This is a genomic window from Streptomyces sp. NPDC051310 (assembly GCF_044455245.1).
Taxonomy (GTDB): domain Bacteria; phylum Actinomycetota; class Actinomycetes; order Streptomycetales; family Streptomycetaceae; genus Streptomyces.
The window spans coordinates 174759-196634 of the sequence record NZ_JBITEO010000008.1 but is presented as its reverse complement, the minus strand read 5'-3'; the positions used below and the strand labels follow the sequence as shown (position 1 = coordinate 196634).

The window sequence follows — 21876 nt, the reverse complement described above, 5'->3', positions numbered from 1 at the left end:
CATCGGGGCCCAGTGCGGGGCGCGTGGGCGCCCGGCCGGCAGGGTGGGGCGCCGTGCGGGCGGGGCGGCCCCCGGGGTGGCACGATGCGGTCATGGCCATGCTGTTCGAGCACCAGGGGCACACACCCGAGGTCGACCCCACCGCCTATGTCGCGCCGAACGCCACCCTGAGCGGCGCCGTCCGGGTCGGGCCCGGCTGCCGGATCCTCTTCGGCGCGGCCCTGACCGCCGAGGGCGGGCCCGTCGAGCTGGGCGAGGGCTGCATCGTGATGGAGAACGCGGTGCTGCGCGGCACGCGCCAGGACCCGCTGCGCCTGGGGCGCCACGTCCTGGTCGGCCCGCAGGCCTACCTGGTCGGGTGCCGGGCCGACGACGACGTCTTCCTGGCCTCGGGCTGCCGGGTCTTCAACGGAGCGCGCGTCGGGGCCCGTTCCGAGGTCCGTATCAACGCCGTCGTCCATCTGCGGACGGTCCTGCCCGAGGAGACGACGGTGCCGATCGGCTGGGTCGCCGTCGGTGACCCGGGGCAGCTCTTCCCGCCGGACGACCACGGTGAGATCTGGGCGGTCCAGCGGGAGCTGGACTTCCCCGGTTACGTCTTCGGCCTCGCCCGGCCGGCCGAGGGGGACTCCCTGATGCCGGAAATCTCCCAACGCTTCGGCCGGGCGCTCGGCCGTCACCGGGACGACCGTCCGGTCGAGGAGGGCCGGCCCGGCGACAGCCCGGGGCTCAGTCGCTGAAGGTTTCGCCCCGCTCCGCCTTCTCCACCAGCAGCGCGGGCGGCCGGAACCGGTCGCCGTACCGCTCGGCGAGCTGCCGCGCGCGGGCCACGAAGCCGGGCAGGCCGCCCTCGTAGCCGTTGATGTACTGGAGCACACCGCCGGTCCAGGCGGGGAAGCCGATGCCCATGACGGAGCCGATGTTCGCGTCGGCCACCGAGGTGAGCACGCCCTCCTCCAGGCAGCGGACCGTGTCCAGCGCCTCCGCGAAGAGCATCCGCTCCTTCATGTCCTCGAAGGGGACGGCCGGAGCGGCGGAGGTGCCGAAGTGCTCCCGCAGCCCGGGCCACAGACCGGTGCGCTTGCCCTCCTCGTCGTAGTCGTAGAAGCCCGCGCCGCCGCTGCGGCCGGTGCGGCCGAACTCGTCGACCAGCCGGTCGATCACCGTGTCCGCCGGGTGCTCCGTCCAGGTGCCGCCCTCCTCCTCGACGGCCCGCCGCGTCTCGTTGCGGATCTTGCGCGGCAGGGTGAGGGTGAGCTCGTCCATCAGGGACAGCACCTTGGCCGGGTAGCCGGCCTGCGCCGCGGCCTGCTCGACGGAGGCCGGGTCGATGCCCTCCCCGACCATCGCCACCCCCTCGTTGATGAACCGGCCGATGACGCGCGAGGTGAAGAAGCCGCGCGAGTCGTTGACGACGATCGGCGTCTTGTTGATCGCGCGTACCAGGTCGAAGGCGCGCGCCAGCGCCTCGTCACCGGTCCGCTCACCCTTGATGATCTCGACGAGCGGCATCTTGTCGACCGGGGAGAAGAAGTGCAGCCCGATGAAGTCGGCGGGGCGCTCGACGCCCTCCGCGAGCGTCGTGATCGGCAGCGTGGAGGTGTTGGAGCACAGCAGGGCGTCCGGGGCGACGATGTCCTGGATCTCCTGGAACACCTTGTGCTTGAGCGCCGTGTCCTCGAAGACTGCCTCGATGACGGCGTCGCAGCCCGCCAGGTCGGCCGGTTCGGCGGTGGGGGTGATCCGGGCGAGGAGCTCGTCCCGCTTCGCCTCGGTCGTACGTCCGCGGGCGAGTGCCTTGTCGAGGAGCTTGACCGAGTACGCCTTGCCCTTCTCCGCCGCGTCGGCCGACACGTCCTTCAGGACGACGTCGATGCCCGCCTTGGCGCAGGCGTACGCGATGCCCGCGCCCATCATCCCGGCGCCGAGCACCGCGACCTTGCGGACGGTGCGCGGCTCGATGCCCTGCGGGCGGCTCCTGCCGGCGTTGACCGCCTGGAGGTCGAAGAAGAACGCCTGGATCATGTTCTTGGCGGTCTGCCCGGTGACCAGCTCGGTGAAGTACCGCGCCTCGATCGTCAGCGCGGTCTCGAAGTCGACCTGGGAGCCCTCGACGGCGGCCGCGAGGATGTTGCGCGGTGCCGGGTAGGGGGCGCCGGCGAGCTGCTTCTTGAGGTTGGCCGGGAAGGCGGGGAGGTTGGCGGCGAACTTGGGGTGCGCCGGCGTCCCGCCGGGGATCCGGTAGCCGGGCGCGTCCCAGGGCTGCTGCGACTCGGGGTGGGCGTCGATGAACGCCCGGGCCTTGGCGAGCATCTCCTCCGGCGTGGCGGCCACTTCGTGCACCAGGCCGTTCTCCAGGGCGCGCTGCGGCGGGTACTGCGTGCCCTGCAGCAGCACCTTCAGCAGCGCGTCCGCGATGCCCATCAGCCGCACGGTGCGGGCGACGCCGCCGCCTCCGGGCAGCAGGCCGAGGGTGACCTCGGGCAGGCCGATCCGCGACCCGGGCGCGTCGAGCGCGACGCGGTGGTGGGAGGCGAGGGCGATCTCGTAGCCGCCGCCCAGCGCCGCGCCGTTGATGGCGGCGACGACCGGCTTGCCGAGGGTCTCGATGCGGCGCAGCGACCGCTTGATCTCCGTGGCGGTGTCGAAGATCTGCTGGGCGTCCTGCGGCCCGGCCTTCATCATGTCCTTGAGGTCGCCGCCGGCGAAGAACGTCTTCTTCGCCGAGGTGTAGATGATCCCGCGGATCGAGTCCTTCTCGGCCTCCGCGCGGTCGGCGATCGCCGCGATGGAGGTCCGGAAGGCCTGGTTCATGGTGTTGGCGGACTGGTCGGGGTCGTCGAGGACGAGGGTGACGACGCCGGTCTCGTCCTGTTCCCAGCGGATGGTGGTGGACTCACTCATGGTTCGGGCTGCTTTCGTAAGGCCGTACGGGACAGGACGGGGTCAGACGCGCTCGACGACGGTGGCGACGCCCATGCCGCCGCCGACGCAGAGCGTGGCGAGGCCGTAGCGCTTGTCCTGGCGCTCCAGTTCGTCGACGAGGGTGCCGAGGATCATCGCGCCGGTCGCGCCGAGCGGGTGGCCCAGGGCGATGGCGCCGCCGTTGACGTTGACCTTGTCCAGCGTCAGGCCCATGTCCTCGACGAAGCGCAGCACGACCGCCGCGAACGCCTCGTTGATCTCGACCAGGTCGATGTCGTCGATGGTGAGCCCGGCCTTGGCGAGTGCTTTGCGGGAGGCGGGCGCGGGACCGGTGAGCATGATGGTCGGCTCGGAGCCGGAGACGGCCACGGACACGATGCGCGCGCGGGGCGTCAGCCCGTACCGCTCGCCGACCTCCTTGCTGCCGACGGCGACGAGTGCCGCGCCGTCGACGATGCCCGAGGAGTTGCCGGCGTGGTGCACGTGGTCGATCTTCTCGACCCAGTGGTACTTCTGCAGTGCCACGGCGTCGAAGCCGCCCATCTCGCCGATGGCCGCGAACGACGGCTTGAGGCCGGCGAGCGAGTCGGCGGTGGTGCCGGGCCGCATGTGCTCGTCGTGGTCGAGGACGACGAGGCCGCTGCGGTCCTTGACGGGTACGACGGACCGGTCGAAGCGGCCCTCCTTCCAGGCGGTGGCGGCCCGCTCCTGGGAGAGCGCGGCGTACTCGTCGACGTCCCGCCGGGAGTAGCCCCCGATGGTGGCGATCAGGTCGGCGCCCACGCCCTGGGGGACGAAGTTGGTGTCCCAGTTGGTCATCGGGTCGTTGAACCACGCTCCGCCGTCCGAGGCCATCGGGACGCGTGACATCGACTCGACACCGCCGGCCAGGACGAGGTCCTCCCAGCCGGAGCGGACCTTCATCGCCGCCATGTTGACGGCTTCCAGGCCGGAGGCACAGAAGCGGTTCTCCTGGACGCCGGCGACGGTGTCGGGCAATCCCGCGGCGATGGCGGCGATCCGCGCGATGTCGGAGCCCTGGTCGCCGACGGGGCCGACGACCCCGAGGACGATGTCGTCGACGGCGGCCGGGTCCAGGCCGGGGAAGCGGCCGCGGAGCTCGTGGATGAGCCCGACCACCAGGTCGATCGGCTTGGTGCCGTGCAGGGCGCCATTGGCCTTGCCGCGCCCGCGCGGGGTGCGGATCGCGTCGTACACGTACGCTTCGGTGCTCACTGGTCAGGCCTTTCGGGAGGGTTGGTCGAGCAGGGAACGGCCGATGATCTCCTTCATGATCTCGGTCGTGCCGCCGTAGATGGTCTGGATGCGGCCGTCCGTGAAGGCCCTGGCGACCGGGTACTCGGCCATGTAGCCGTAGCCGCCGTGGAGCTGCAGGCAGCGGTCGGCGACCCGCTTCTGCAGTTCGGTCGCCCACCACTTGGCCATCGAGGCGTGGACGGCGTCCAGCTCGCCGTCGGAGTGGTCGGTGATGCAGCGGTCGATAAAGGTGCGGGTGACGGCGCACTCGGTGGCCAACTCCGCGATCTCGAAGCGGATGTGCTGGAGCTTCGCCAGCGGCCGCCCGAACGCCTCGCGCTCCTTGACGTACGCGGTGGTGATCTCCAGCAGGTGCTCGGCGCCGGCGATGCCCGCGACGGCTATGGCCATCCGCTCCTGGGCGAGGTTGGTCATCAGGTGGACGAAGGCGCCGTTCAGCTCACCGAGGAGGTTCTCCTTGGGGACGCGGACGTCGTGGAAGAACAGCTCGGCGGTGTCCTGGGACTTCTGGCCGATCTTGTCGAGGTTGCGGCCGCGGTCGAAGCCCTCCATGCCCCGCTCGACGACCAGCAGGGACAGCCCGTGCGCGCCGCCCTCGGGGGTCGTCCGCGCGACGACGATCACCAGGTCGGCGAGGATGCCGTTGGAGATGAAGGTCTTGGAGCCGTTGAGGAGCCAGTGGTCGCCCCTGTCCTCGGCGGTGGTGCGGATGCCCTGGAGGTCGGATCCCGCGCCCGGTTCGGTCATGGCGATGGCGGTGATCGTCTCACCGGTGCAGAAGCCTGGCAGCCAGCGGCGCTTCTGCTCGTCGGTGGCGAGTCCGGTGAGGTACGGGCCGATGATGTCGTTGTGCAGCCCGACCGCGAAGCCCGGGGTGCCGGCGCGGGTGAACTCCTCGGCGAGGACGGCGCTGTAGCGGAAGTCGGTGGTGCCGCCGCCTCCGTACTCCTCGGGAACGGCGAGCCCCAGCAGGCCCTGCCGGCCGGCCGCGAGCCAGGCGTCGCGCGTGACGACGCCGTCCTTTTCCCACTGCTCGTAGTGCGGAAGGACCTCCTTGGTGAGGAAGGTGCGGACGGTCTCGCGGAAGGCGTCGTGCTCGGCGCTGTAGATCCGGCGTTTCACCCGGTCCCCCTGGTCTCGTCGGTACGGATGCCCGGTACGCCCCAGTCGCGGGCGACCTCGTCGGTGTGGGCGCCCGGCTGCGCGGGCGGGCGGTGCACGGCGCCCGGGGTGGCGGAGAAGCGGGGCGCGGGGGCGGGCTGGGTGATGCCGCCGTGGTCGGTGAAGGTGCCGCGGGCGGCGAGGTGCGGGTGCGCGGGTGCCTCACGCAGCGAGAGCACGGGGGCGACGCAGGCGTCGGAGTCCTCGAAGACGGCCGTCCATTCGGCGCGGCTGCGCTCCTTGAACCGCCGCGCCACCGCCGCGCGCAGCTCGCCCCAGCGGGCGAAGTCCTTGCGGGCGGGTGCGGTGTCCCGGATGCCGAGCAGCTCGATGAACTCGTCGTAGAACTGCCGCTCCAGCGCGCCGACCGCCATGTACTCGCCGTCGGCTGTCTCGTAGGTGCCGTAGAAGGGGCAGCCGCCGTCCAGGAGGTTGGCGCCGCGCCGGTCCTGCCAGCCGCCGGCGGCCATCATGCCGTGGATCATGGTGGCGAGGTGGGCGGCTCCGTCGGTGATGGCGGCGTCGACGACCTGGCCGCTGCCGCCCTCGGCGCGCGCGTGATGGAGCGCGGCGAGGACGCCGACGACGAGGTAGAGCGAGCCGCCGGCGTAGTCGCCGACGAGATTGGCCGGGACGACCGGCGGCCCGTCCGCGGGGCCGATCATGGAGAGGGTGCCGGTGACGGCGATGTACGCGATGTCGTGCCCGGCGCGCTGCGCGAGCGGGCCTTCCTGGCCCCAGCCGGTCATCCTGCCGTACACGAGTCGGGGATTGCGGGCGAGGCACGGTTCGGGCCCGACGCCGAGGCGTTCGGCGACGCCGGGCCGGTACGCCTCGATGAGGATGTCGGCGCGCTCGACGAGGTCGAGCACCTGCTCCGGTCCGCCGTCCGCCTTGAGGTCGATGAGGACGGAGCGTTTGTTGCGGTTGGTGAGGTCGTACGCGGGGTCGATCGCGAGCCCGGCGCCGCCGGGCCGGTCGACGCGGACCACGTCGGCGCCGAGGTCGGCCAGGAGCATGGCGGCGAAGGGGCCGGGCCCGATGCCCGCCAGCTCGACCACGCGCACCCCGGCGAGCGGGCCGTTTCCTGTCCCTGCCATCGAACCCCCAGCATGATGTGACACAACTGCTGTAACAGTGACGATGCTAAGAACGTGTTCCACTCCGCACAAGCCCTGTGGACGAGGGACCGCCCGGAGGAGCACCCGGACGACCGGGCCTCACCTCGCACGCTAGCCTCTGCCTCCGACAACAGCGCGCTGCGCACTGTACGTATGGGACTCCTGGGACGGCGGAGGGCTGGATGGACAAGCGGGACGGCACGGAACGGGCATATGACGTCGTACTCTTCGGGGCCACCGGGTTCGTCGGGGAGCTGACCGCCCGGTACCTCGCCGCGCACGCCCCCGCGAGCTGCCGCTGGGCGATCGCCGGGCGCAGCCGGGACAAGCTGGAGGCACTGCGCGAACGGCTCGCCGACCTGGCGCCGGCGTGTGCCGGGCTGCCGCTGCTGTGCGCCGACGCCTCGGACCCCGGTGCGATGCGCGAGCTCGCCGAGTCCGCGCGGGTCGTGGTGACCACCGTCGGCCCGTACGTCTGGTACGGCGAGGCCCTGGTGGCCGCCTGCGCCGAGGCGGGCACGGACTACCTGGACCTGACGGGTGAGGCGGAGTTCGTGGACCGGACGTACGTCCGCCATGACGCGCGAGCCCGGGAGACCGGGGCGCGGCTGGTGCACGCGTGCGGATTCGACTCGGTCCCGCACGACCTGGGCGTGTACTTCACGGTCCAGCAGCTGCCGGAGGGCGTGCCGCTGCGCGTGGACGGCTTCGTCCGCACCAACGCCCTCTTCTCCGGGGGCACCCTGGCTTCGGCGCTGACCGCCATGGGCCGCGGGACGCATCTGCTGCGGGCGGCGCGGGAGCGGCGGCTGCACGAGCCGCGGCTGGTGGGCCGGCGGGCGCGGGCGCCGCTCGGCGGGCCGCGGTTCAGCCGCGAGACGGGAGCCTGGGCGCTGCCCCTGCCCACGGTGGACCCGCGGATCGTGCAGCGTTCGGCGGCGGCCCTGCCCCGCTACGGGCCGGACTTCCGCTACCGCCACTACGCGGCCGTCCGGACCCTGCCGATGGCGCTGGGCGGGGTGGCGGCCGCCGGGGCGGGCGTCGCGCTGGCCCAGGTGCCCACGGTGCGGCGGTGGCTGATGGAGCGTTACGAGCCGGGCCGGGGTCCCGACGCGGAGCGCCGGGCCCGCAGCTGGTTCTCGGTGCGGTTCGTCGGCGAAGGCGGCGGCCGGCGGGTGTTCACGGAGGTCTCGGGAGGGGACCCCGGCTACGACGAGACGGCGAAGATGCTCGCCGAGTCGGCGCTGTGCCTCGCCTTCGACCCGCTGGCGCCGACGTCCGGGCAGGTCACGACCGCGGTGGCGATGGGCGATGCGCTGCTGGAGCGGTTGCGGGCGGCGGGCGTCGTCTTCCGGGTGGCCGACGCGCGCTGAGCGCGGCGGCCCGCCGCCTCCGGGGACCCACCGGGCAGGGGCCGGGCGGGGGCCGGAGCGGCCGGGTCCCGGTCAGGCCGTCGCCTCGGCCAGCGCCACCGCCCTGCGCGCGGCGGGCGGCTTCGCCCCGGGTACCGGCACCGGCACGCCCGCCCGCCCGCTGTCACCCGACCAGGCCGAGGCCCCCGTCAGGCCGTCGCCTCCTTCAGGGCGCGCCGGCACAGCGCGTCGGCGCGGCGGGTGGATTCGGGGATGCGGTAGTGCGGCGTCAGGTGAAGGGTGTACGCGCAGGCGTCGGCCGAGGTCACGCGGTGGCCGGCCGAGACGAACACCGGCTTGACGCCGTCCTGGGTGCGCAGCGCCCGGCCGACCTCCTCGCCGTCCGCCAGCAGCGGGCTGGAGGCGCCGCGCTCCGGGGCGGGCTGCTCGTACGTGAAGGTGAACGGGTTCTTGGCCACGCCGATGACGGGCAGCCCGGTGAGGACGCCGAGGTGGCTGGCCAGTCCGAAACGGCGCGGGTGGGCCTGCCCGTAGCCGTCGCACACCACCACGCCGGGCGCGGTGGTCAGGGCGCCGAGGGCCGCCAGGACAGCCGGGATCTCCCGGAAGGCGAGCAGGCCGGGGACGTACGGGAAGGAGACCCGCCCGACCGCGGTGGCCTCCTCGACGACGGCGAGGGTCCGGGCGTCGAGGACGACGGCCGCGGCGGCGACGAGGTCGCGCTCGTCGTCGTAGGCGACGTCGACGCCGGTGATGGGGACGGTGCCGGGGGGCGGGGCCGGCTCGTCCAGGACGACCCGGCCCCGCAGCTCGTCCTGGACGGCCAGGGCTCCGGCCTCGTCGGTCGGCCAGCCGTCGGGCGTGTGGATGATCGTCATGGTGACGCCACCCTAAGGCCGCGGCGGCGGCGCCCCGGGGGGCGGCCCCGGGAAGGCCCCGGGAAGACCTCCACCGGGGCGTCGATTTCCGGCCCCTATAGCCTTGCGCGCATGTTCGTACTGGAATTGACCTATACCGGGCCGATCGAGCGCGTCGACGCGCTCCTGGAGGCCCATGTCGCCTGGCTCGACGAGCACTACGCGTCGGGCACCTTCATCGCCTCCGGCCGCAAGAACCCGCGGGACGGGGGCGTGATCCTCGCCGTCGGGGACGACCGCGCGCGGATCGAGAAGATCACGTCGACCGACCCCTTCGTGGCGGGCGAGGTGTGCGAGTACCGGATCACGGAGTTCGTCGCGACGAGGACGGCGCCCGAGCTGTCCGCGTACCGCCAGCAGCCGCTCGTCTGAGCCCGCGGCCGGCGGGCGGCCACGTCCCGCGCAGCACGCGCCCGTGCCCGGGCCGCCGCCCCGGGACAGCGGTCCGCCCGGGCCGGGCCCTCGACCCATGACGTCGGCGCAGGGTCTCGGCCCAGGACAGCGACCCGGGCCCTCGGCCCGTGACGTCTGCCCGGGCGCTCTTCATCCCACGACAGCGACGGGGCCCTCGGCCCAGGGCTGGGCCCGCCCGGGGCGGGGAGGCCGGCTACCCGGCCGTCTTTCCCGGGTCGCCGGGCCGGCCGCCGGCGCCGGGGCGCTCCAGGCGTGCCACCCGGCCCTTCTCCCCCGCCGCCCAGCACCCGGCTCCGGGGGCGCAATCGATCGTGTCGTAGGAACCGGAGTCCACCGTCCGCCAGGTGCGTCCGCCGTCCGTGGTCAGGTCCGTGCCGGTCGGGCCGACGGCAAGTGCGGCGGACCGGGTGTGCGGCAGCCAGGCGACGCCCGAACGGTAGGCGGGCGGCGGTGTGTGCGCCTGCCGCCAGGTGCGTCCGCCGTCCCGGCTGACCGCGGCGGCCCGCGGTGACGGCTGTCCCGTCCGGTAGTCGCCGCCGACGGCGATGCCGTGCCGCCGGTCGCGGAAGGCGAGGGCGAACACCCCGCGGGCCGGGTCCCCGGCCGGGAGCGTGGAGTCGGTGACGGTCCAGTTCAGGCCACGGTCCGAGGAGTGCAGCACGCGCGCGGTGGCTCCTCCGCCGGTGGCCAGCCAGACGTCCTTCGGGCCGGAGCCGGCCAGGCACTGGCCGCTCGCGGCGAAAGCCGCTTCCCCGGGGAGCGCGGCGGGCATGCCGGCGTCCGGCAGGACGTGCCAGGAGCGTCCGCCGTCCCGGGTGGACAGGATGCGGTACTTGCCGTCCACCGGATCGCTCAGGGCGAGCCCGTGCCGCCGGTCGAGGAAGGTGACGCAGTCGTAGAAGGCGCGCGGGTCGGAGTTGCGGAAGGCCTCCGTCCAGGTCGCGCCGCCGTCCTCGGTGCGCAGGATCCGCGACGCCTCCCCCTCGCCGATGGCGAGCACGACCGCGCGGTCCTCTCCGAACGCCTCGATGTCGCGGAACTCCAGGGTCTCGGCGCCCGGCGGCGACACGTTCCGCCACCTGCGGCCGCCGTCCTCCGTGCGCAGCACCGTGCCTCGGGACCCGGCCACCCACGCGCCGGTCCGGCTGACCGCCGCCAGCCCCCGGAAGCGCGCATCGGTACCGGTGGGCCTCAGCACCCAGCCGGGGGCCGGGACGGGTTCCGCGGCCGGGGACTTCAGTACCCCGCCGGGGGCTCGGGCGGGCTCCGCGGCCGCCCGGGCCGGAACGGAGCCCAGTGTGGCCGCCAGTGCCGCGCCGCTCAGTAACAGCGCCACCGTTCGTCTCGTGTTCCCCATGGACGTCATGGCGCCGGACGGTGACACAGGTCACGTCACCCGTCAATGCACGCCATGGCCGAAATCATCGTCCTCCCCTGTGAAGAACGACGGACCCAAGCCGCGCGTGAGGGAGCAGGCCTTGTCCACTGTCATCGAGCAGGCCGTGGAGGCCCGGTTGGTCGCGTCCGCGCCCCGCATGGAGACCGTTCCGGCCACCCTGCGCTACGACCGCCGGGATCCGTTCGCCGTACGGATGGCCTTCCCGGCCCCCGCCACCCTGGAGGGCGTCGAGGTGTCCTGGGTCTTCGCGCGGGAGCTGCTGGCGGCGGGCGTCGACGCTCCGGCCGGGTGCGGGGACGTCCGCGTCCGCCCGTTCGGTGACGACCGCACGGTCGTGGAGTTCCACGCGCCGGAGGGCGTCGCGATGGTGCACGTGCCCACCTCCGAGGTGCGCCGCTTCCTGCAGCGGGCGCGGCAGGCGGTGCCGGACGGCTGCGAGCACCGGTTCCTGGACATCGACCACGACCTGCGGGAGCTGCTGCGCGACGCCTGCTGACGTCGCCCGCGAGCGGCGCGGCTCCTCGCGCACGCCGCGGGAGCACCCTCGCGATAAATGCGTTGTCGACGGAGGCGTACGCGCCGTAACGTCGTTCCCGGCCCTTGTTGTCGTCGATCGGAGCAGGACGTTGCTCGTCTGAGGTCTTGAGACACCGTGTCGCACAGCCGCGTTCGGCGGAGTTGTGCGCGCTGATGTGTACGACCTCGGCATACGAGCCGTCCCGCGACAGCGGCAGCAACCGCCCGCGGTGTCTCACCCGTTGCACACCACCCCTTCCACGCAACAGGGAGACCCGTATGTCTTCTTCCCCCACCTTCATCACCTGCACCGACCTCGCGTTCTCCTGGCCGGACGGCACCGAGGTCCTCGACGGTTTCCAGCTCGCCGTCGGACCCGGCAGGACCGGACTGATCGGCCGGAACGGCTCCGGCAAGTCGACCCTGCTGAGACTGATCGCCGGGGAGCTCGCGCCGTCCCACGGGACGGTCCGCATCGCGGGCGACGTGGGGTACCTGCCGCAGAACGCCACCCTCGACACCGCGCTCAGGGTCGACCAGGCGCTCGGCATCGCGGCCGCCCGCGCCGCGCTGCACGCCATCGAGGCGGGTGACGCGAGCGAGGAGAACTTCACGGCCGTCGGCGACGACTGGGACGTGGAGGAACGGGCACGTGCCCAGCTCGACCAGCTCGGGCTCGGGCACATCGGCCTGGACCGCACCATCGGCGAGGTGTCGGGCGGCGAGTGCGTGCTGCTGCGGCTGGCGGCCCTCCTGCTGGCCCGGCCGGACGTCCTGCTGCTCGACGAGCCGACGAACAATTTGGACCTGTACGCGCGCCGCCGGCTGTACGCGGCCGTCAGCGCCTGGTCCGGCGTCCTCGTCGTCGTCAGCCACGACCGTGACCTGCTCGAACTGGTCGACCGGATCGCCGACCTGCGTGACGGCGAGGTGGCCTGGTACGGCGGCGGCTACTCGGACTACGAGGAGGCGCTCGCCGCCGAGCAGGAGGCGGCCGAGCGGATGGTGCGCGTGGCCGAGGCCGACGTACAGCGCCAGAAGCGGGAACTCGCCGACGCGCACGTGAAGCTGGCTCGGCGCAAGCGGTACGGCCAGAAGATGTTCGACACCAAGCGCGAGCCGAAGATCGTGATGAACGCGCGCAAGCGGGCCGCCCAGGAGTCGGCCGGAAAGCACCGCATCATGCACACCCAGAAGCTCGCCGAGGCGAAGGAGCGGCTCGACGAGGCGGTGGAGGCGGTACGGGACGACGACGAGATCCGCGTCGAACTGCCGTACACCACGGTCCCGCCGGGCCGGAGCGTCCTGCGGCTGTGCGACCTGGAGCTGCGGTACGGGGCCCGGGTCGCCGGCGAGTGGGAGCTGCGCGGCCCGGAACGGATCGCGCTGGTCGGGCGCAACGGCGCGGGCAAGACGACGCTGCTGCGGACGATCGCCGGGGAGCTGGAACCGGTGGCCGGTGAGGCGGTGGCGCACGTTCCGCTGCGCTTCCTGCCGCAGCGGCTCGACGTCCTCGACGACCGGCTGAGCGTGGTGGAGAACGTCGCCCGGTACGCGCCGGAGGCGACCGGCAACCACATCCGGGCCCGGCTCGCGCGCTTCCTGTTCCGCGGGGCGCGCGCCGACCAGCCGGCCGGCACGCTGTCGGGCGGCGAGCGGTTCCGTGCGGCACTGGCCGCGCTGCTGCTGGCCGAGCCGGCACCGCAGCTGCTGATGCTGGACGAGCCGACGAACAACCTGGACATGGCGAGCGTGCGGAAGCTCACGGCGGCGCTGGACGCGTACGAGGGCGCGCTGATCGTGGCCAGCCACGACGTGGCGTTCCTGGAGTCGATCGGCATCACGCGGTGGCTGCTGCTGGACGGCGAGTTGCTCCCGACGACGGCGGAGGAGGTGCTCACGGAGCGCTGACCGGCCGCGGCGCACGGCGGGGTCGGCCGGGGGGCCGGGGCGGCCGGCCACCGGGGGGGGCGCCGGGGCAGCCGGCCGGGCAGGTCGCGTAGGAAGGCGCGGACGGGGTAGGGGTCGGCGGTCAGCGACTCCTGGAGGCCCGCCATGCCCAGCACGAGAGCCCTGGTCCGCCGCCCGAGCCCGCGCCTCGCCGAGGGCCTGGTCACCTTTGGGGAGCGCACGCCCGTGGACCCCGTCCGGGCACTGGCGCAGTGGGAGGAGTACGTCGGCGCGCTGCGCGAGCACGGCTGGGAGACCGTCGAGGTGGAGCCGGCCGACGACTGCCCGGACGGGGTGTTCGTCGAGGACACGGTGGTGATGTTCCGCAACGTCGCGCTGATCACCCGTCCCGGCGCCGCGTCCCGGCGTCCGGAGACGGCGGCCGTCGAGGAGACCGTGGCGCGGCTGGGCTGCTCGGTGAACTGGGTGTGGGAGCCCGGCACGCTCGACGGCGGCGACGTGCTGAAGATCGGCGACACCGTGTACGTGGGGCGGGGCGGCCGCACGAACGGAGCGGGCGTGCAGCAGCTGCGGGCGGCCTTCGAGCCGCTGGGCGCCCGGGTCGTCACCGTCCCGGTCAGCACGGTGCTGCACCTGAAATCGGCGGTGACGGCGCTGCCCGACGGCACGGTCGTCGGGTACGAGCCGCTGGTCGAGGAACCGTCCCTCTTCCCGCGCTTCCTGCCGGTGCCGGAGGAGGCGGGCGGGCACGTGGTGCTGCTGGGCGGCGGGCGGCTGCTGATGGCGGCGAGCGCGCCGAAGTCGGCGGAGCTGTTCGCCGATCTGGGGTATACGCCCGTGGTCGTCGACATCAGTGAGTTCGAGAAGCTCGAAGGGTGCGTGACCTGCCTGTCCGTCCGCCTGCGCGACCTGTACGCATAACCCGACGTAACCACACATCCCGCACGCGGGCTTGGCTGAGCCTTACGACGCGCTTAACCTACGGTCTCGTAACCTACGAAGCCGTAGGTACCACACCGGCAATTCCGCTTTCCCAGCCCCGTCCCCCAGGAGCAACCGTATGACCCTCACCTCTCCCCATCTCGGCAGCTCGGACGCGTGGACCGACGCCCGGCTGCTGTACGCCCTGGAGGAGGTGGTCGAGAAGGAGCTCAACCGCCACCTGAAGGTCGTCAAGGACTGGATGCCGCACGAGTACGTCCCGTGGTCGGACGGCCGGAACTTCCCCGGCGTCTTCGAGGACGGCGAAGCCTGGCAGCCCGAGCAGTCCAAGGTGTCCGACGTCGGCAGGATCGCGCTGGTCGTGAACCTGCTCACCGAGGACAACCTGCCCAGCTACCACCACGAGATCGCCACCCTCTTCGGGCGCGACGGCGCGTGGGGCACCTGGGTGCACCGCTGGACCGCCGAGGAGGGCCGCCACGGCATCGTCATGCGCGACTACCTGCTCGCCTCGCGGGCGGTGGACCCGGACAAGCTGGAGCAGTTCCGGATGGCGCACATGAGCGAGGGCTTCGAGTCGGACAACCGGCACTCGATGCTGCACTCCGTCGCCTACGTCGCCTTCCAGGAGCTCGCGACCCGCATCTCGCACCGCAACACCGGCCACCAGTCCGGGGACCCGGTCTGCGACCGGATGCTGGCGCGCATCGCGACCGACGAGAACCTGCACATGGTCTTCTACCGGAACCTGCTGGGCGCCGCGTTCGAGCTCGCCCCCGACCTGACCATGCAGGCCGTCCGGGACGTGGTCGTGAACTTCCGGATGCCCGGCCACGGCATGCCGGGCTTCGAGCGGGCGGCCGCGCAGATGGCGATCGGCGAGATCTACAACATGCGCATCCACCACGACGACGTGCTGCAGCCGGTCCTGCGCTTCCTGAAGGTCCTGGAGATCGACGGGCTGGGCCCGGAGGGCCTGAAGGCGCAGGAGGAGCTGGGCCTGTACATGGGCGGCCTGGACGCGGAGGCGCGGAAGTTCGACGAGAAGCTCGCGGCGCGCAAGGCGCGGCTGGCGGCACGCGCGGCCGGCTGACCGGCCGCACACCTCACCAGGCCGCCGGCCGGTAGTCCTTGAGGAACACCCCGGCGACCGGCGCGCCCGCCTCGCCCCGCACGATCGGGTCGTAGACGCGGGCCGCGCCGTCCACCACGTCCAGCGGCGTGCGCGTGCCTGTGGCGGCGATCCGCGCCTTGCGGGGCGCGGGGTTCTCATCGGTGATCCACCCGGTGTCGACGCTGCACATGTGCACGCCCTGGGTGGCGAGCTCCTCGGCGCTGGTGCGCGTGAGCATGTTGAGCGCGGCCTTGGCCATGTTGGTGTGCGGGTGTCCCGCCGTCTTGTTGCGCACGGCGAACCGGCCCTCCACCGCGGTGACGTTGACGACGTAGCGGCGGGGGTGCGGCGAGGCGAGCAGCAGGGGCAGCAGACGGTCGCAGAGCAGCGCCGGCGCGAGGGCGTTGACGAGCTGGGTCTCCAGCAGCTCGGCGGGGTCCAGCTCCCCGAGCCGTACGGACCAGGAGTTGCGCGGTGCGGGGTCCGGCAGCAGCCCGGCTTCGTCCGTCGCGCCGTGCGCGCCGCTGTCACCGTACTGGCCGATCAGGCCGTTCCCGCCGCTGCCGCCGTTCCCGCCCCTCTCGCCGTTCTCGCCGTCGAGTACGAGGGCGAGGGCGCCGCCCGTCGTGGCCGGCAGAGCCGGGGCGTATCCGGGAGCGGTGATGACGGCGCCCGGGAGCTCGCCGCGCTCCCCCGCGCGGAGGGCGGCGTACGACTCGGGTGGCCTGCGTATCGTCTGGGCGGCGTTGTTGACGAGGATGTCCAGCGGACGGCCGTCGGCGAGCAGCCGCTCGCACAGGCCGAGCACCTGGCGGGGGTCGCGCAGGTCGATGGCGACGACCGTGAGCCGGTCGAGCCACTGCGCGCTGCCCTCGGCGGCGCGGAACCTGCGCAGGGTGTCGTGCGGGAAGCGGCTGGTGACGAGGAGCTCGGCGCCGTCCCGGAGCATCATCAGGGCGAGCTGGAACCCTATCTTCACGCGGCCGCCGGTGAGCAGCGCCCGGCGCCCCGTGAGGTCGGTGGTGAGGGCGCGGCGGGCGGCGTTGTCGGCGGCGCAGCCCGGGCACAGGCGGTGGTAGAACGCGTCGGCCTGCTGGTACTTCGTCTTGCAGACGTAGCAGTACCGCGGTATCGCGAACTCGCCTACGGTGCCGCGCCGCGTCGGCAGCGGCGCGTCCTCGCGCCGGTCGGCCGCGCCGGTGGCGGTGGCGGCGGAGAGCGCGGCGTCGGCCGCGGACCGGGCGTGCCGCCGGGCCTTGCGGCGCTTGTTGCGGCTCTCGCGGGCGAAGGTGGCGGCGAGCTCCTCGCCCCGTCTGCGGATGGGGTCGTCCAGGGGGAGGGCGCGCAGACCCTCCACCGTCCGGCCGAACGCGGCCAGCTCGTCCTCGCCGACTGTGCACTGATGCTGCTCCATGCGCACGTGATCCTAACGATCACCACTCGTGAGTGGTACGGCATTTTCTGTGCTTTGCCCCCGGTCTGCCAGGGTGGTCGGCCATGGACTCTGCTCTTCCGGATCTCCGTGTGGACCTCGACCAGCTGGGCCGCTTCTCCCGCGCGCTGGGGGAATCGCTCACCTCCCTCGGGGAGGCCAGACAGGCGCTGGAGCACGTACGGGCGGACCAGCTCGGCACCGAGGAGCTGGACGAGGCGTGCGACGGCTTCCAGGACCGCTGGAGGTACGGGGCGGAGCAGCTGGACGCCCGGATCAAGGCGGTCCACGAGGGCGTGCGGCTGAGCCACCAGGGGTACGCCCAGCTCGAGCGCGCGATCGAGGCGGCGTTCCGGGCGGTGGGGCGCCGTGGCTGACACGCCGTTCCCCCACCTGGGCTGGAACCCCGCGCCGGGCAGCCCCGCGGAGATCGCCGCGCTCCGGTCGAAGCTGACGGCCTCCGCGTCCGCGCTGGGCACGGCCCACCGCCTGGTCGACCAGCTGCTGAACGAGAGCTCCTACTGGAAGGGCGAGGCCGCGGACGCCTTCCGCGCGGCCCTGGCGGGCGACCTCCCGCGCTACCTGCACAACGCCCACCGCTCCCTGACCAAGGCCGCGGGCCGGCTGGGCTCGTGGCACGACGACCTGGTCGCCTACCAGGCGACGGCCCGCGGCTACGAGGCCCGGGCGGGGCTCCACGCGCAGGCCCTGCGCGCCGCGGAATCGGCCCACGCCTCGACGACGGCCCGCGCGGACGCCTCGGCGTCCGAACTCACCTCCGCGACGACCGCCCTCACGCGGGCCAGGGAGGCCCTCTCCGACGTACGCCGCCTCGCCCGCGAACTGGAGGAGACCCACCGCACGGAAGCGAGCCGCATCGCCAAGGCCCTCGACGAGGCGACGGACAAGCTGGCCCCGAAGGAGCCGGGTCTCCTGGACCGGGCGCTGGGGTGGGTGGACCGGAACCTGGGGGACGGCCTCAGCACGCTGTCCGCGCTGGCGGGCCTCATCGCCGTCTTCGCGACCGGTACCGCGCTGGTTCCGCTGCTGTTCGTCGCCGCGGGGCTGAGCCTGGCTGCGCTGGTCACTCATGCGAGTGACCCGAAGATCCGGAAGGCGCTGGCCGCGGGCTTCACCGAGGGGAGATGCGACGCCACGTTCTGGAGTGCGGCGGTGACCCTCGGGGGTGACGCTCTGGGCAGCCTGCCCGGAGTGGGTGCGGTGGCCAAGGGAGCGAAGGGCGCGGTGGCTGCGGCGCGGCAGGGTACGGCAGCGGGCAGAGGCGCGTCCGAAAGCGCCAGGGAGGCGGCCCAGGTCATGCGTGCCGATTCAGCGGTGGCGATGCAGCACATCAACGACGCACCCAAACCGCTGGTGGAGTGGGCCGCACGTCACACCAGGCCCACAGCCGCGCGGCCCATCACTGCCGGCCTGGCCGGTACGGGTCTCGCCGCGGCGGGCGTGGACCTCACGCCCGCCGGTGACGACGAGACGGTCAAGGGAACCGCGACCGCCGTCGACGGGGCTCGCCTCGCAGGTGCCGAAACACCCAACGCTGTCAGCGCCGCCCGAGCCTGGGCACGGTTCACCCCCTGACGAAAGGACACCGGAATGGCCCCGGTACAACCCACCACGGACGCGGCGGGCGGGGACTGCTGGTTCCGCCTGCCACCCGGTTTCACCGATGTCGCTCTCGACGAGCTGGAGGAGCTGGGGGAACGGCTGCGCGGCGGGCCACCGCCCGTCGCTTCGGCAGCGGGCGCCTGGGATCGGCGGCTCGACGAGACGGGGACCCTGCTCCGGATGCTCGACGACGCACGGCTCAACGGCGTCATGCACGCCTCGTTCGGCGTGCATGCGGACGACGAAGAGGCCCCGAGCATTTCCTTCCTGACGCTCTCCGACATCGACAGCGGTGCGCCGACTCCTGCCCTTGCCGTCGCTCAGTGCGGCCTCCGTATGGCCGGTCCGGCCCTCGGCCGGGTTCGGGCGGCCCGGTTCCTCACCCTCCCCTGTGAACGGCCGGCTGCTCTGACGACCTGCGTGCTGCCGGCGCCACCGCAGTGGGTGACCGACATCGCGGGCCTCCCTTCCGGAGGCGCCGTTGTGTTCCAGGCCCGCGTGGCCATCGCCCGGCCGCAGGGATCCCGTGTGGTGATCGTCGATCTGACCACCACCGCTGTGGCGATGGCGGATGAATACACCGAGATCGTCCTGGGCGTGGCCGGGACCGTGAGTTTCGTCGACCCCGACCCGCGCCCACGAGCGGACGTGCGTCCGAGCCGGCTTCTGGAGGCCCTGCTGTGACCGGCTCCGCCCCCGGCGTCCTGCTGGCCAAGACCGCATGGGAGCACCCACCGACGGAGGCCGGTTACCGCCGTTTGGTCAGACGGCGGGCGCTCGGGTTCCTGAGCACGCTCGTTCTGCCCGCCGTTGCCATCGCTCTGTCGACATGGTTCCTGGACGGCGACGATGCCATCGGGCTCACGGTGATGAGCTTCCTCGGGGGACTGGTCACCGCCCTGTTCCTGGGCCTGGCTCTTCCCGGCGTGGCTCGCACCGGCCGGATCCTGCGGTGCTACGGCTGGCGCGCCTATCCCTGCACGTATGTTCCCCGGAGCCGGGAGGACCTCATGGTGATCTCGTTCGGCGCCGGGGCGGATGTCGTCATGTTCCCCGCTCCGTTCCGTTGCGACCTCAGAGCCAAGCGGAACGAGCACCCGGGCGTCATCTGGTTCGCGGGGGACCCCCGGTGCGGCGGCGTGGTGTCACCGGTCGGGGGGCATTACCCGCAGCGCGTCCTCACCAAGGACAGCCCGCCGCCGGCCGCCGTCGCCCCACCCGTGGCGGAGCGAGCGGGGCTGGCAAGGCGCGGGCGGTATCTGCGCCGCTGGTGCTGACGACGCGTCGGGCGGCCACGCGGCCCCTTCAGCGGCCGCCCCGCTTCAACTCGTTCCGCTCCTTCTCCGACAGCCCGCCCCACACCCCGAACCGCTCGTCATGAGCGAGGGCGTACTCGAGGCACGCCTCGCGGCCCTCGCAGGCGGCGCAGAGGCGTTTGGCCTCGCGGGTGGAGGAGCCGGGGTCCGGGAAGAAGAACTCCGGGCCCGTCTGGGCGCACAGGGCCGTCTCCTGCCAGGAGAGCTCGCGGGGGGTCGACGTCAGGACGGTGGTGTTGATCGGCATGCCGACCACGCTGCCCCGGAGGGATAAACAGTTCCTCAACGAAGGATCAACACGGCGCGCCGCGTGTCCTCGTACCGCTCTTCGTCAGCATGGGGCTCCACGCCGTGATCGGCAAGGGGTCAGTCCCCCGGCGCGGCGCTGTGGATGACGGCGAAGCGGGCGCCGTGCGGGTCGGTCAGGTGCGCGAGGCGGCCGACGCCGTGGAGGTCCGCCGGGGGCAGGCGTACCGTGCCGCCGAGGCGTGCGGTGCGGGCCGCGGTGGCGTCCGGGTCGGGGACCTCGACGTACGGCGTCCAGTGCGGACCCGTCCCGGAGGGGTCCGCGGCGAGCGGTACGACTCCGCCGAAGGAGGTGTCGTCGGCCGGCCCGGGCGGGGTGAGCAGCAGGTAGGTGCCGGTGCCGCCGGGGAGCGGAACGGTGGCGGAGTCGACGCCGATGACCGCTCGGTAGAAGGCCATGGCGGAGGGGATGTCGGCGGTGCGGAGCTCGGTCCAGCACAGCGCTCCGGGCGCGTTGACCAGGCCGAAGCCCTGCCCGGTGCCGGGTTGCCGGACGGCGAACCGGGCGCCCGCGGGGTCGGTGAAGAGGGCCGCCCGGCCGGGTCCGGGCAGGTCGGCCGGCTCCTGGTCGACGGTCCCGCCGCCCGCCCGCACCGCCCGGGCGGCGGCGTCGGCGTCGCGGGTGTGGAAGTAGAGGGTCCATACGGACGCCGCCGCGGGCGGGACCGTCCTGGCGCCCGCGACGGCCTTGCCGTCGCGCCGGAACACGCCGTACTCCCCGGCCCCGGGGCCCTGGGATGTTCCCTGGGATGTCAGCGTCCAGCCGAACAGGCCACCGTAGAAGGACTCCGCGCCCGCGAGGTCGGGCGTGGCGAGGTCCAGCCAGGTGGGAGCACCGTCGAGGTCACGGGTGGTCAGCATGGGCCGAGTCTGCAGCGGGCGGCGCGGCGGCGCACCGGGACACGCCCACCCGTGGGGGGACGTCGGCGGAACCGGTCGTACGTCACCGCCTGGTGCGGCCGGACGGGAGGGCTCCTTCCGCCGGCGCGGCGTCAGTGGGCGTGGCCCTGCCGGGGGGCGGGCGGCGGCGTCGGATGGTGCGGTTCGTAGCCCGGGATCGTGCCGTCCGGTTTGGCGACCAGGAACAGGCCGGCCATCCCCATGTCGGAGTGGCTCTGTACGTGGCAGTGGTACATCCAGGCGCCCGCGCCGACCCCTTCGCCCGCGATGATCTGGAAGCCGAAGGAGTCGGCGGGCCCGGTGATCTTGTTGTCGACGACGGGGCTGGGGTCGTCGGGTCCGGTGAGCATGCCGGTGCGGTTGTCCGCCCAGCGGTGACCGTGCATGTGGAAGGTGTGGTAGTACTCGCCGTGCGTGATCATGATGATTTCGACCCGGTCCCCCACGGTGGCACGGAAGTCGGGGCTCCGGTGGCCGGGCCGGTTGTTGATCGTCATGTCGTTGAAGACGATCGTGAACTGCTTGTCGGGGAGGACGTCCCCCTGGCGCCGCACGACGACCGGCCCGTACAGGCCCTTGCGGATGCCGCCGGTGCCGTGGTCCGTGCCGACGACATGGTCGTGGTAGTGCCAGTAGCCCGCGCTGCCGGCCCTCCAGGTGCCGTCCTTGCGGCGGCCGGGGGCGTGGGTGCGCCAGGTGTACGTACGGGTCGCGCCGGGCTCGACGTGGCTGCGGTTCAGCTTCGTACCGTCGCTGGCGGTGTCGTAGTCGACGCCGTGGACGTGCAGGCTGACCGGGACGTCCATGGTGTTCTCGAACTCGATGTGGAGGGTGTCCCCTTCGTTGAGCTCGATGAGCGGCCCGGGGATGGTGGCCTTGCCCTTCTCCAGGCCGTATCCCATCTGACCGTCCGCCAGCTTCTCGGCGTAGAGCTTGAGGTGCCGCACCTGGCCTCCCGCCGGGGCGGTCCGCGGGGGCGTCGCGGCGGACGCGGCACCCGGCACGGAAGCGAGGGACAACGATGTCACACCGGTCGCGGCGGCCGCCCCCGATGCCATCAGCCGCCGGTTGAAGCTCCGTCTGTCCATGCCGAACTCCCCAGTACGGTGCGGAGACTGACGGGGCGCAGGAGTCCCCGGGAACGGCCTCACCGTAGCCCCGGGGGATTCGTTTTTCCACAGCCAGGACAAAGTTCGCACGATTGATGCCAGGCTATTGGCGTGCCACG

21 protein-coding genes are annotated in these 21876 nt (G+C 73.0%); 11 read left to right on the top strand and 10 right to left on the bottom strand.

Annotated features, from left to right (window positions below; genetic code table 11):
• Nucleotides 1-92: 92 nt before the first annotated feature.
• A complete protein-coding gene (locus ACIA79_RS14505; protein ID WP_399428564.1) occupies nt 93-740 on the top strand; it encodes a gamma carbonic anhydrase family protein in 648 nt (215 codons plus the stop codon).
• Here the strand turns inward: ACIA79_RS14505 and ACIA79_RS14500 are convergent.
• The 4 genes from ACIA79_RS14500 to ACIA79_RS14485 are packed head-to-tail and all read right to left on the bottom strand — an operon-like array spanning nt 730 to nt 6464.
• Complete coding sequence (locus tag ACIA79_RS14500) at nt 730-2904, bottom strand: 3-hydroxyacyl-CoA dehydrogenase NAD-binding domain-containing protein (protein WP_399428563.1); 2175 nt, start codon at nt 2902-2904, stop codon at nt 730-732. The two genes, ACIA79_RS14505 and ACIA79_RS14500, sit on opposite strands and share 11 nt — an antisense overlap.
• Nucleotides 2905-2946: 42 nt before the next feature.
• A complete protein-coding gene (locus ACIA79_RS14495) occupies nt 2947-4161 on the bottom strand; it encodes an acetyl-CoA C-acetyltransferase (RefSeq protein WP_399428562.1) in 1215 nt (404 codons plus the stop codon).
• Between the two features lie 3 nt (nt 4162-4164).
• Nucleotides 4165-5325, bottom strand: a complete 1161-nt coding sequence (locus tag ACIA79_RS14490; RefSeq protein ID WP_399428561.1) for an acyl-CoA dehydrogenase family protein — start codon at nt 5323-5325, stop codon at nt 4165-4167.
• Complete coding sequence (locus ACIA79_RS14485) at nt 5322-6464, bottom strand: CaiB/BaiF CoA transferase family protein (RefSeq protein WP_399428560.1); 1143 nt, start codon at nt 6462-6464, stop codon at nt 5322-5324. The genes ACIA79_RS14490 and ACIA79_RS14485 overlap by 4 nt, the downstream gene beginning before the upstream one ends.
• A gap of 203 nt (nt 6465-6667) precedes the next feature.
• Between ACIA79_RS14485 and ACIA79_RS14480 the strand changes: the two genes are divergently transcribed.
• Nucleotides 6668-7858 (top strand): saccharopine dehydrogenase family protein, encoded by a 1191-nt coding sequence (locus tag ACIA79_RS14480; protein WP_399428559.1) that lies wholly within the window; start codon nt 6668-6670, stop codon nt 7856-7858.
• 188 nt (nt 7859-8046) lie between these two features.
• On the opposite strand, the gene ACIA79_RS14475 is transcribed toward ACIA79_RS14480, so the two are convergent.
• Complete coding sequence (locus ACIA79_RS14475; protein WP_399428558.1) at nt 8047-8736, bottom strand: endonuclease V; 690 nt, start codon at nt 8734-8736, stop codon at nt 8047-8049.
• A gap of 111 nt (nt 8737-8847) precedes the next feature.
• Here ACIA79_RS14475 and ACIA79_RS14470 point away from each other — a divergent pair, with 111 nt between their 5' ends.
• Complete coding sequence (locus tag ACIA79_RS14470; protein ID WP_399428557.1) at nt 8848-9147, top strand: YciI family protein; 300 nt, start codon at nt 8848-8850, stop codon at nt 9145-9147.
• Between the two features lie 235 nt (nt 9148-9382).
• Here the strand turns inward: ACIA79_RS14470 and ACIA79_RS14465 are convergent, their stop codons facing one another.
• The gene (locus tag ACIA79_RS14465) at nt 9383-10555 is read right to left on the bottom strand and encodes a WD40/YVTN/BNR-like repeat-containing protein (protein ID WP_399428556.1); all 1173 of its coding nucleotides are present in this window, start codon (nt 10553-10555) and stop codon (nt 9383-9385) included.
• Between the two features lie 112 nt (nt 10556-10667).
• Between ACIA79_RS14465 and ACIA79_RS14460 the strand changes: the two genes are divergently transcribed.
• From ACIA79_RS14460 to ACIA79_RS14445, 4 genes are all read left to right on the top strand, one after another.
• Entirely contained in the window at nt 10668-11084 is a 417-nt protein-coding gene (locus ACIA79_RS14460) for an SsgA family sporulation/cell division regulator (protein WP_399428555.1), read from the top strand.
• Between the two features lie 299 nt (nt 11085-11383).
• A complete protein-coding gene (locus ACIA79_RS14455; RefSeq protein ID WP_399428554.1) occupies nt 11384-13015 on the top strand; it encodes an ABC-F family ATP-binding cassette domain-containing protein in 1632 nt (543 codons plus the stop codon).
• 144 nt (nt 13016-13159) lie between these two features.
• Nucleotides 13160-13936, top strand: coding sequence for a dimethylargininase (gene ddaH, locus ACIA79_RS14450; protein WP_399428553.1), 777 nt, complete (start codon nt 13160-13162; stop codon nt 13934-13936).
• Between the two features lie 139 nt (nt 13937-14075).
• A complete protein-coding gene (locus tag ACIA79_RS14445; protein ID WP_399428552.1) occupies nt 14076-15050 on the top strand; it encodes an acyl-ACP desaturase in 975 nt (324 codons plus the stop codon).
• 13 nt (nt 15051-15063) lie between these two features.
• Here the strand turns inward: ACIA79_RS14445 and ACIA79_RS14440 are convergent, their stop codons facing one another.
• Nucleotides 15064-16485: an SDR family NAD(P)-dependent oxidoreductase gene (locus tag ACIA79_RS14440; RefSeq protein ID WP_399428551.1), complete on the bottom strand. Its 1422-nt coding sequence runs from the start codon at nt 16483-16485 to the stop codon at nt 15064-15066.
• 83 nt (nt 16486-16568) lie between these two features.
• Here ACIA79_RS14440 and ACIA79_RS14435 point away from each other — a divergent pair, with 83 nt between their 5' ends.
• The 4 genes from ACIA79_RS14435 (at nt 16569) to ACIA79_RS14420 (ending at nt 19403) form a co-directional block, all read left to right on the top strand.
• A complete protein-coding gene (locus tag ACIA79_RS14435) occupies nt 16569-16880 on the top strand; it encodes a hypothetical protein (RefSeq protein ID WP_399428550.1) in 312 nt (103 codons plus the stop codon).
• Nucleotides 16873-18099, top strand: coding sequence for a hypothetical protein (locus ACIA79_RS14430; protein ID WP_399428549.1), 1227 nt, complete (start codon nt 16873-16875; stop codon nt 18097-18099). The genes ACIA79_RS14435 and ACIA79_RS14430 overlap by 8 nt, the downstream gene beginning before the upstream one ends.
• Before the next feature lie 207 nt (nt 18100-18306).
• Nucleotides 18307-18810, top strand: a complete 504-nt coding sequence (locus ACIA79_RS14425; protein WP_399428548.1) for a hypothetical protein — start codon at nt 18307-18309, stop codon at nt 18808-18810.
• A complete protein-coding gene (locus tag ACIA79_RS14420; RefSeq protein ID WP_399428547.1) occupies nt 18807-19403 on the top strand; it encodes a hypothetical protein in 597 nt (198 codons plus the stop codon). The genes ACIA79_RS14425 and ACIA79_RS14420 overlap by 4 nt, the downstream gene beginning before the upstream one ends.
• A gap of 28 nt (nt 19404-19431) precedes the next feature.
• Here ACIA79_RS14420 and ACIA79_RS14415 read toward each other — a convergent pair whose 3' ends face one another.
• The 3 genes from ACIA79_RS14415 to ACIA79_RS14405 all read right to left on the bottom strand — a co-directional run bounded on the left by ACIA79_RS14415 (nt 19432) and on the right by ACIA79_RS14405 (nt 21736).
• A complete protein-coding gene (locus ACIA79_RS14415) occupies nt 19432-19689 on the bottom strand; it encodes a WhiB family transcriptional regulator (RefSeq protein ID WP_399428546.1) in 258 nt (85 codons plus the stop codon).
• Between the two features lie 119 nt (nt 19690-19808).
• Complete coding sequence (locus ACIA79_RS14410) at nt 19809-20609, bottom strand: VOC family protein (protein WP_399428545.1); 801 nt, start codon at nt 20607-20609, stop codon at nt 19809-19811.
• A 131-nt stretch (nt 20610-20740) separates the two neighbouring features.
• Nucleotides 20741-21736 (bottom strand): multicopper oxidase domain-containing protein, encoded by a 996-nt coding sequence (locus ACIA79_RS14405; protein WP_399428544.1) that lies wholly within the window; start codon nt 21734-21736, stop codon nt 20741-20743.
• Nucleotides 21737-21876: the final 140 nt, after the last annotated feature.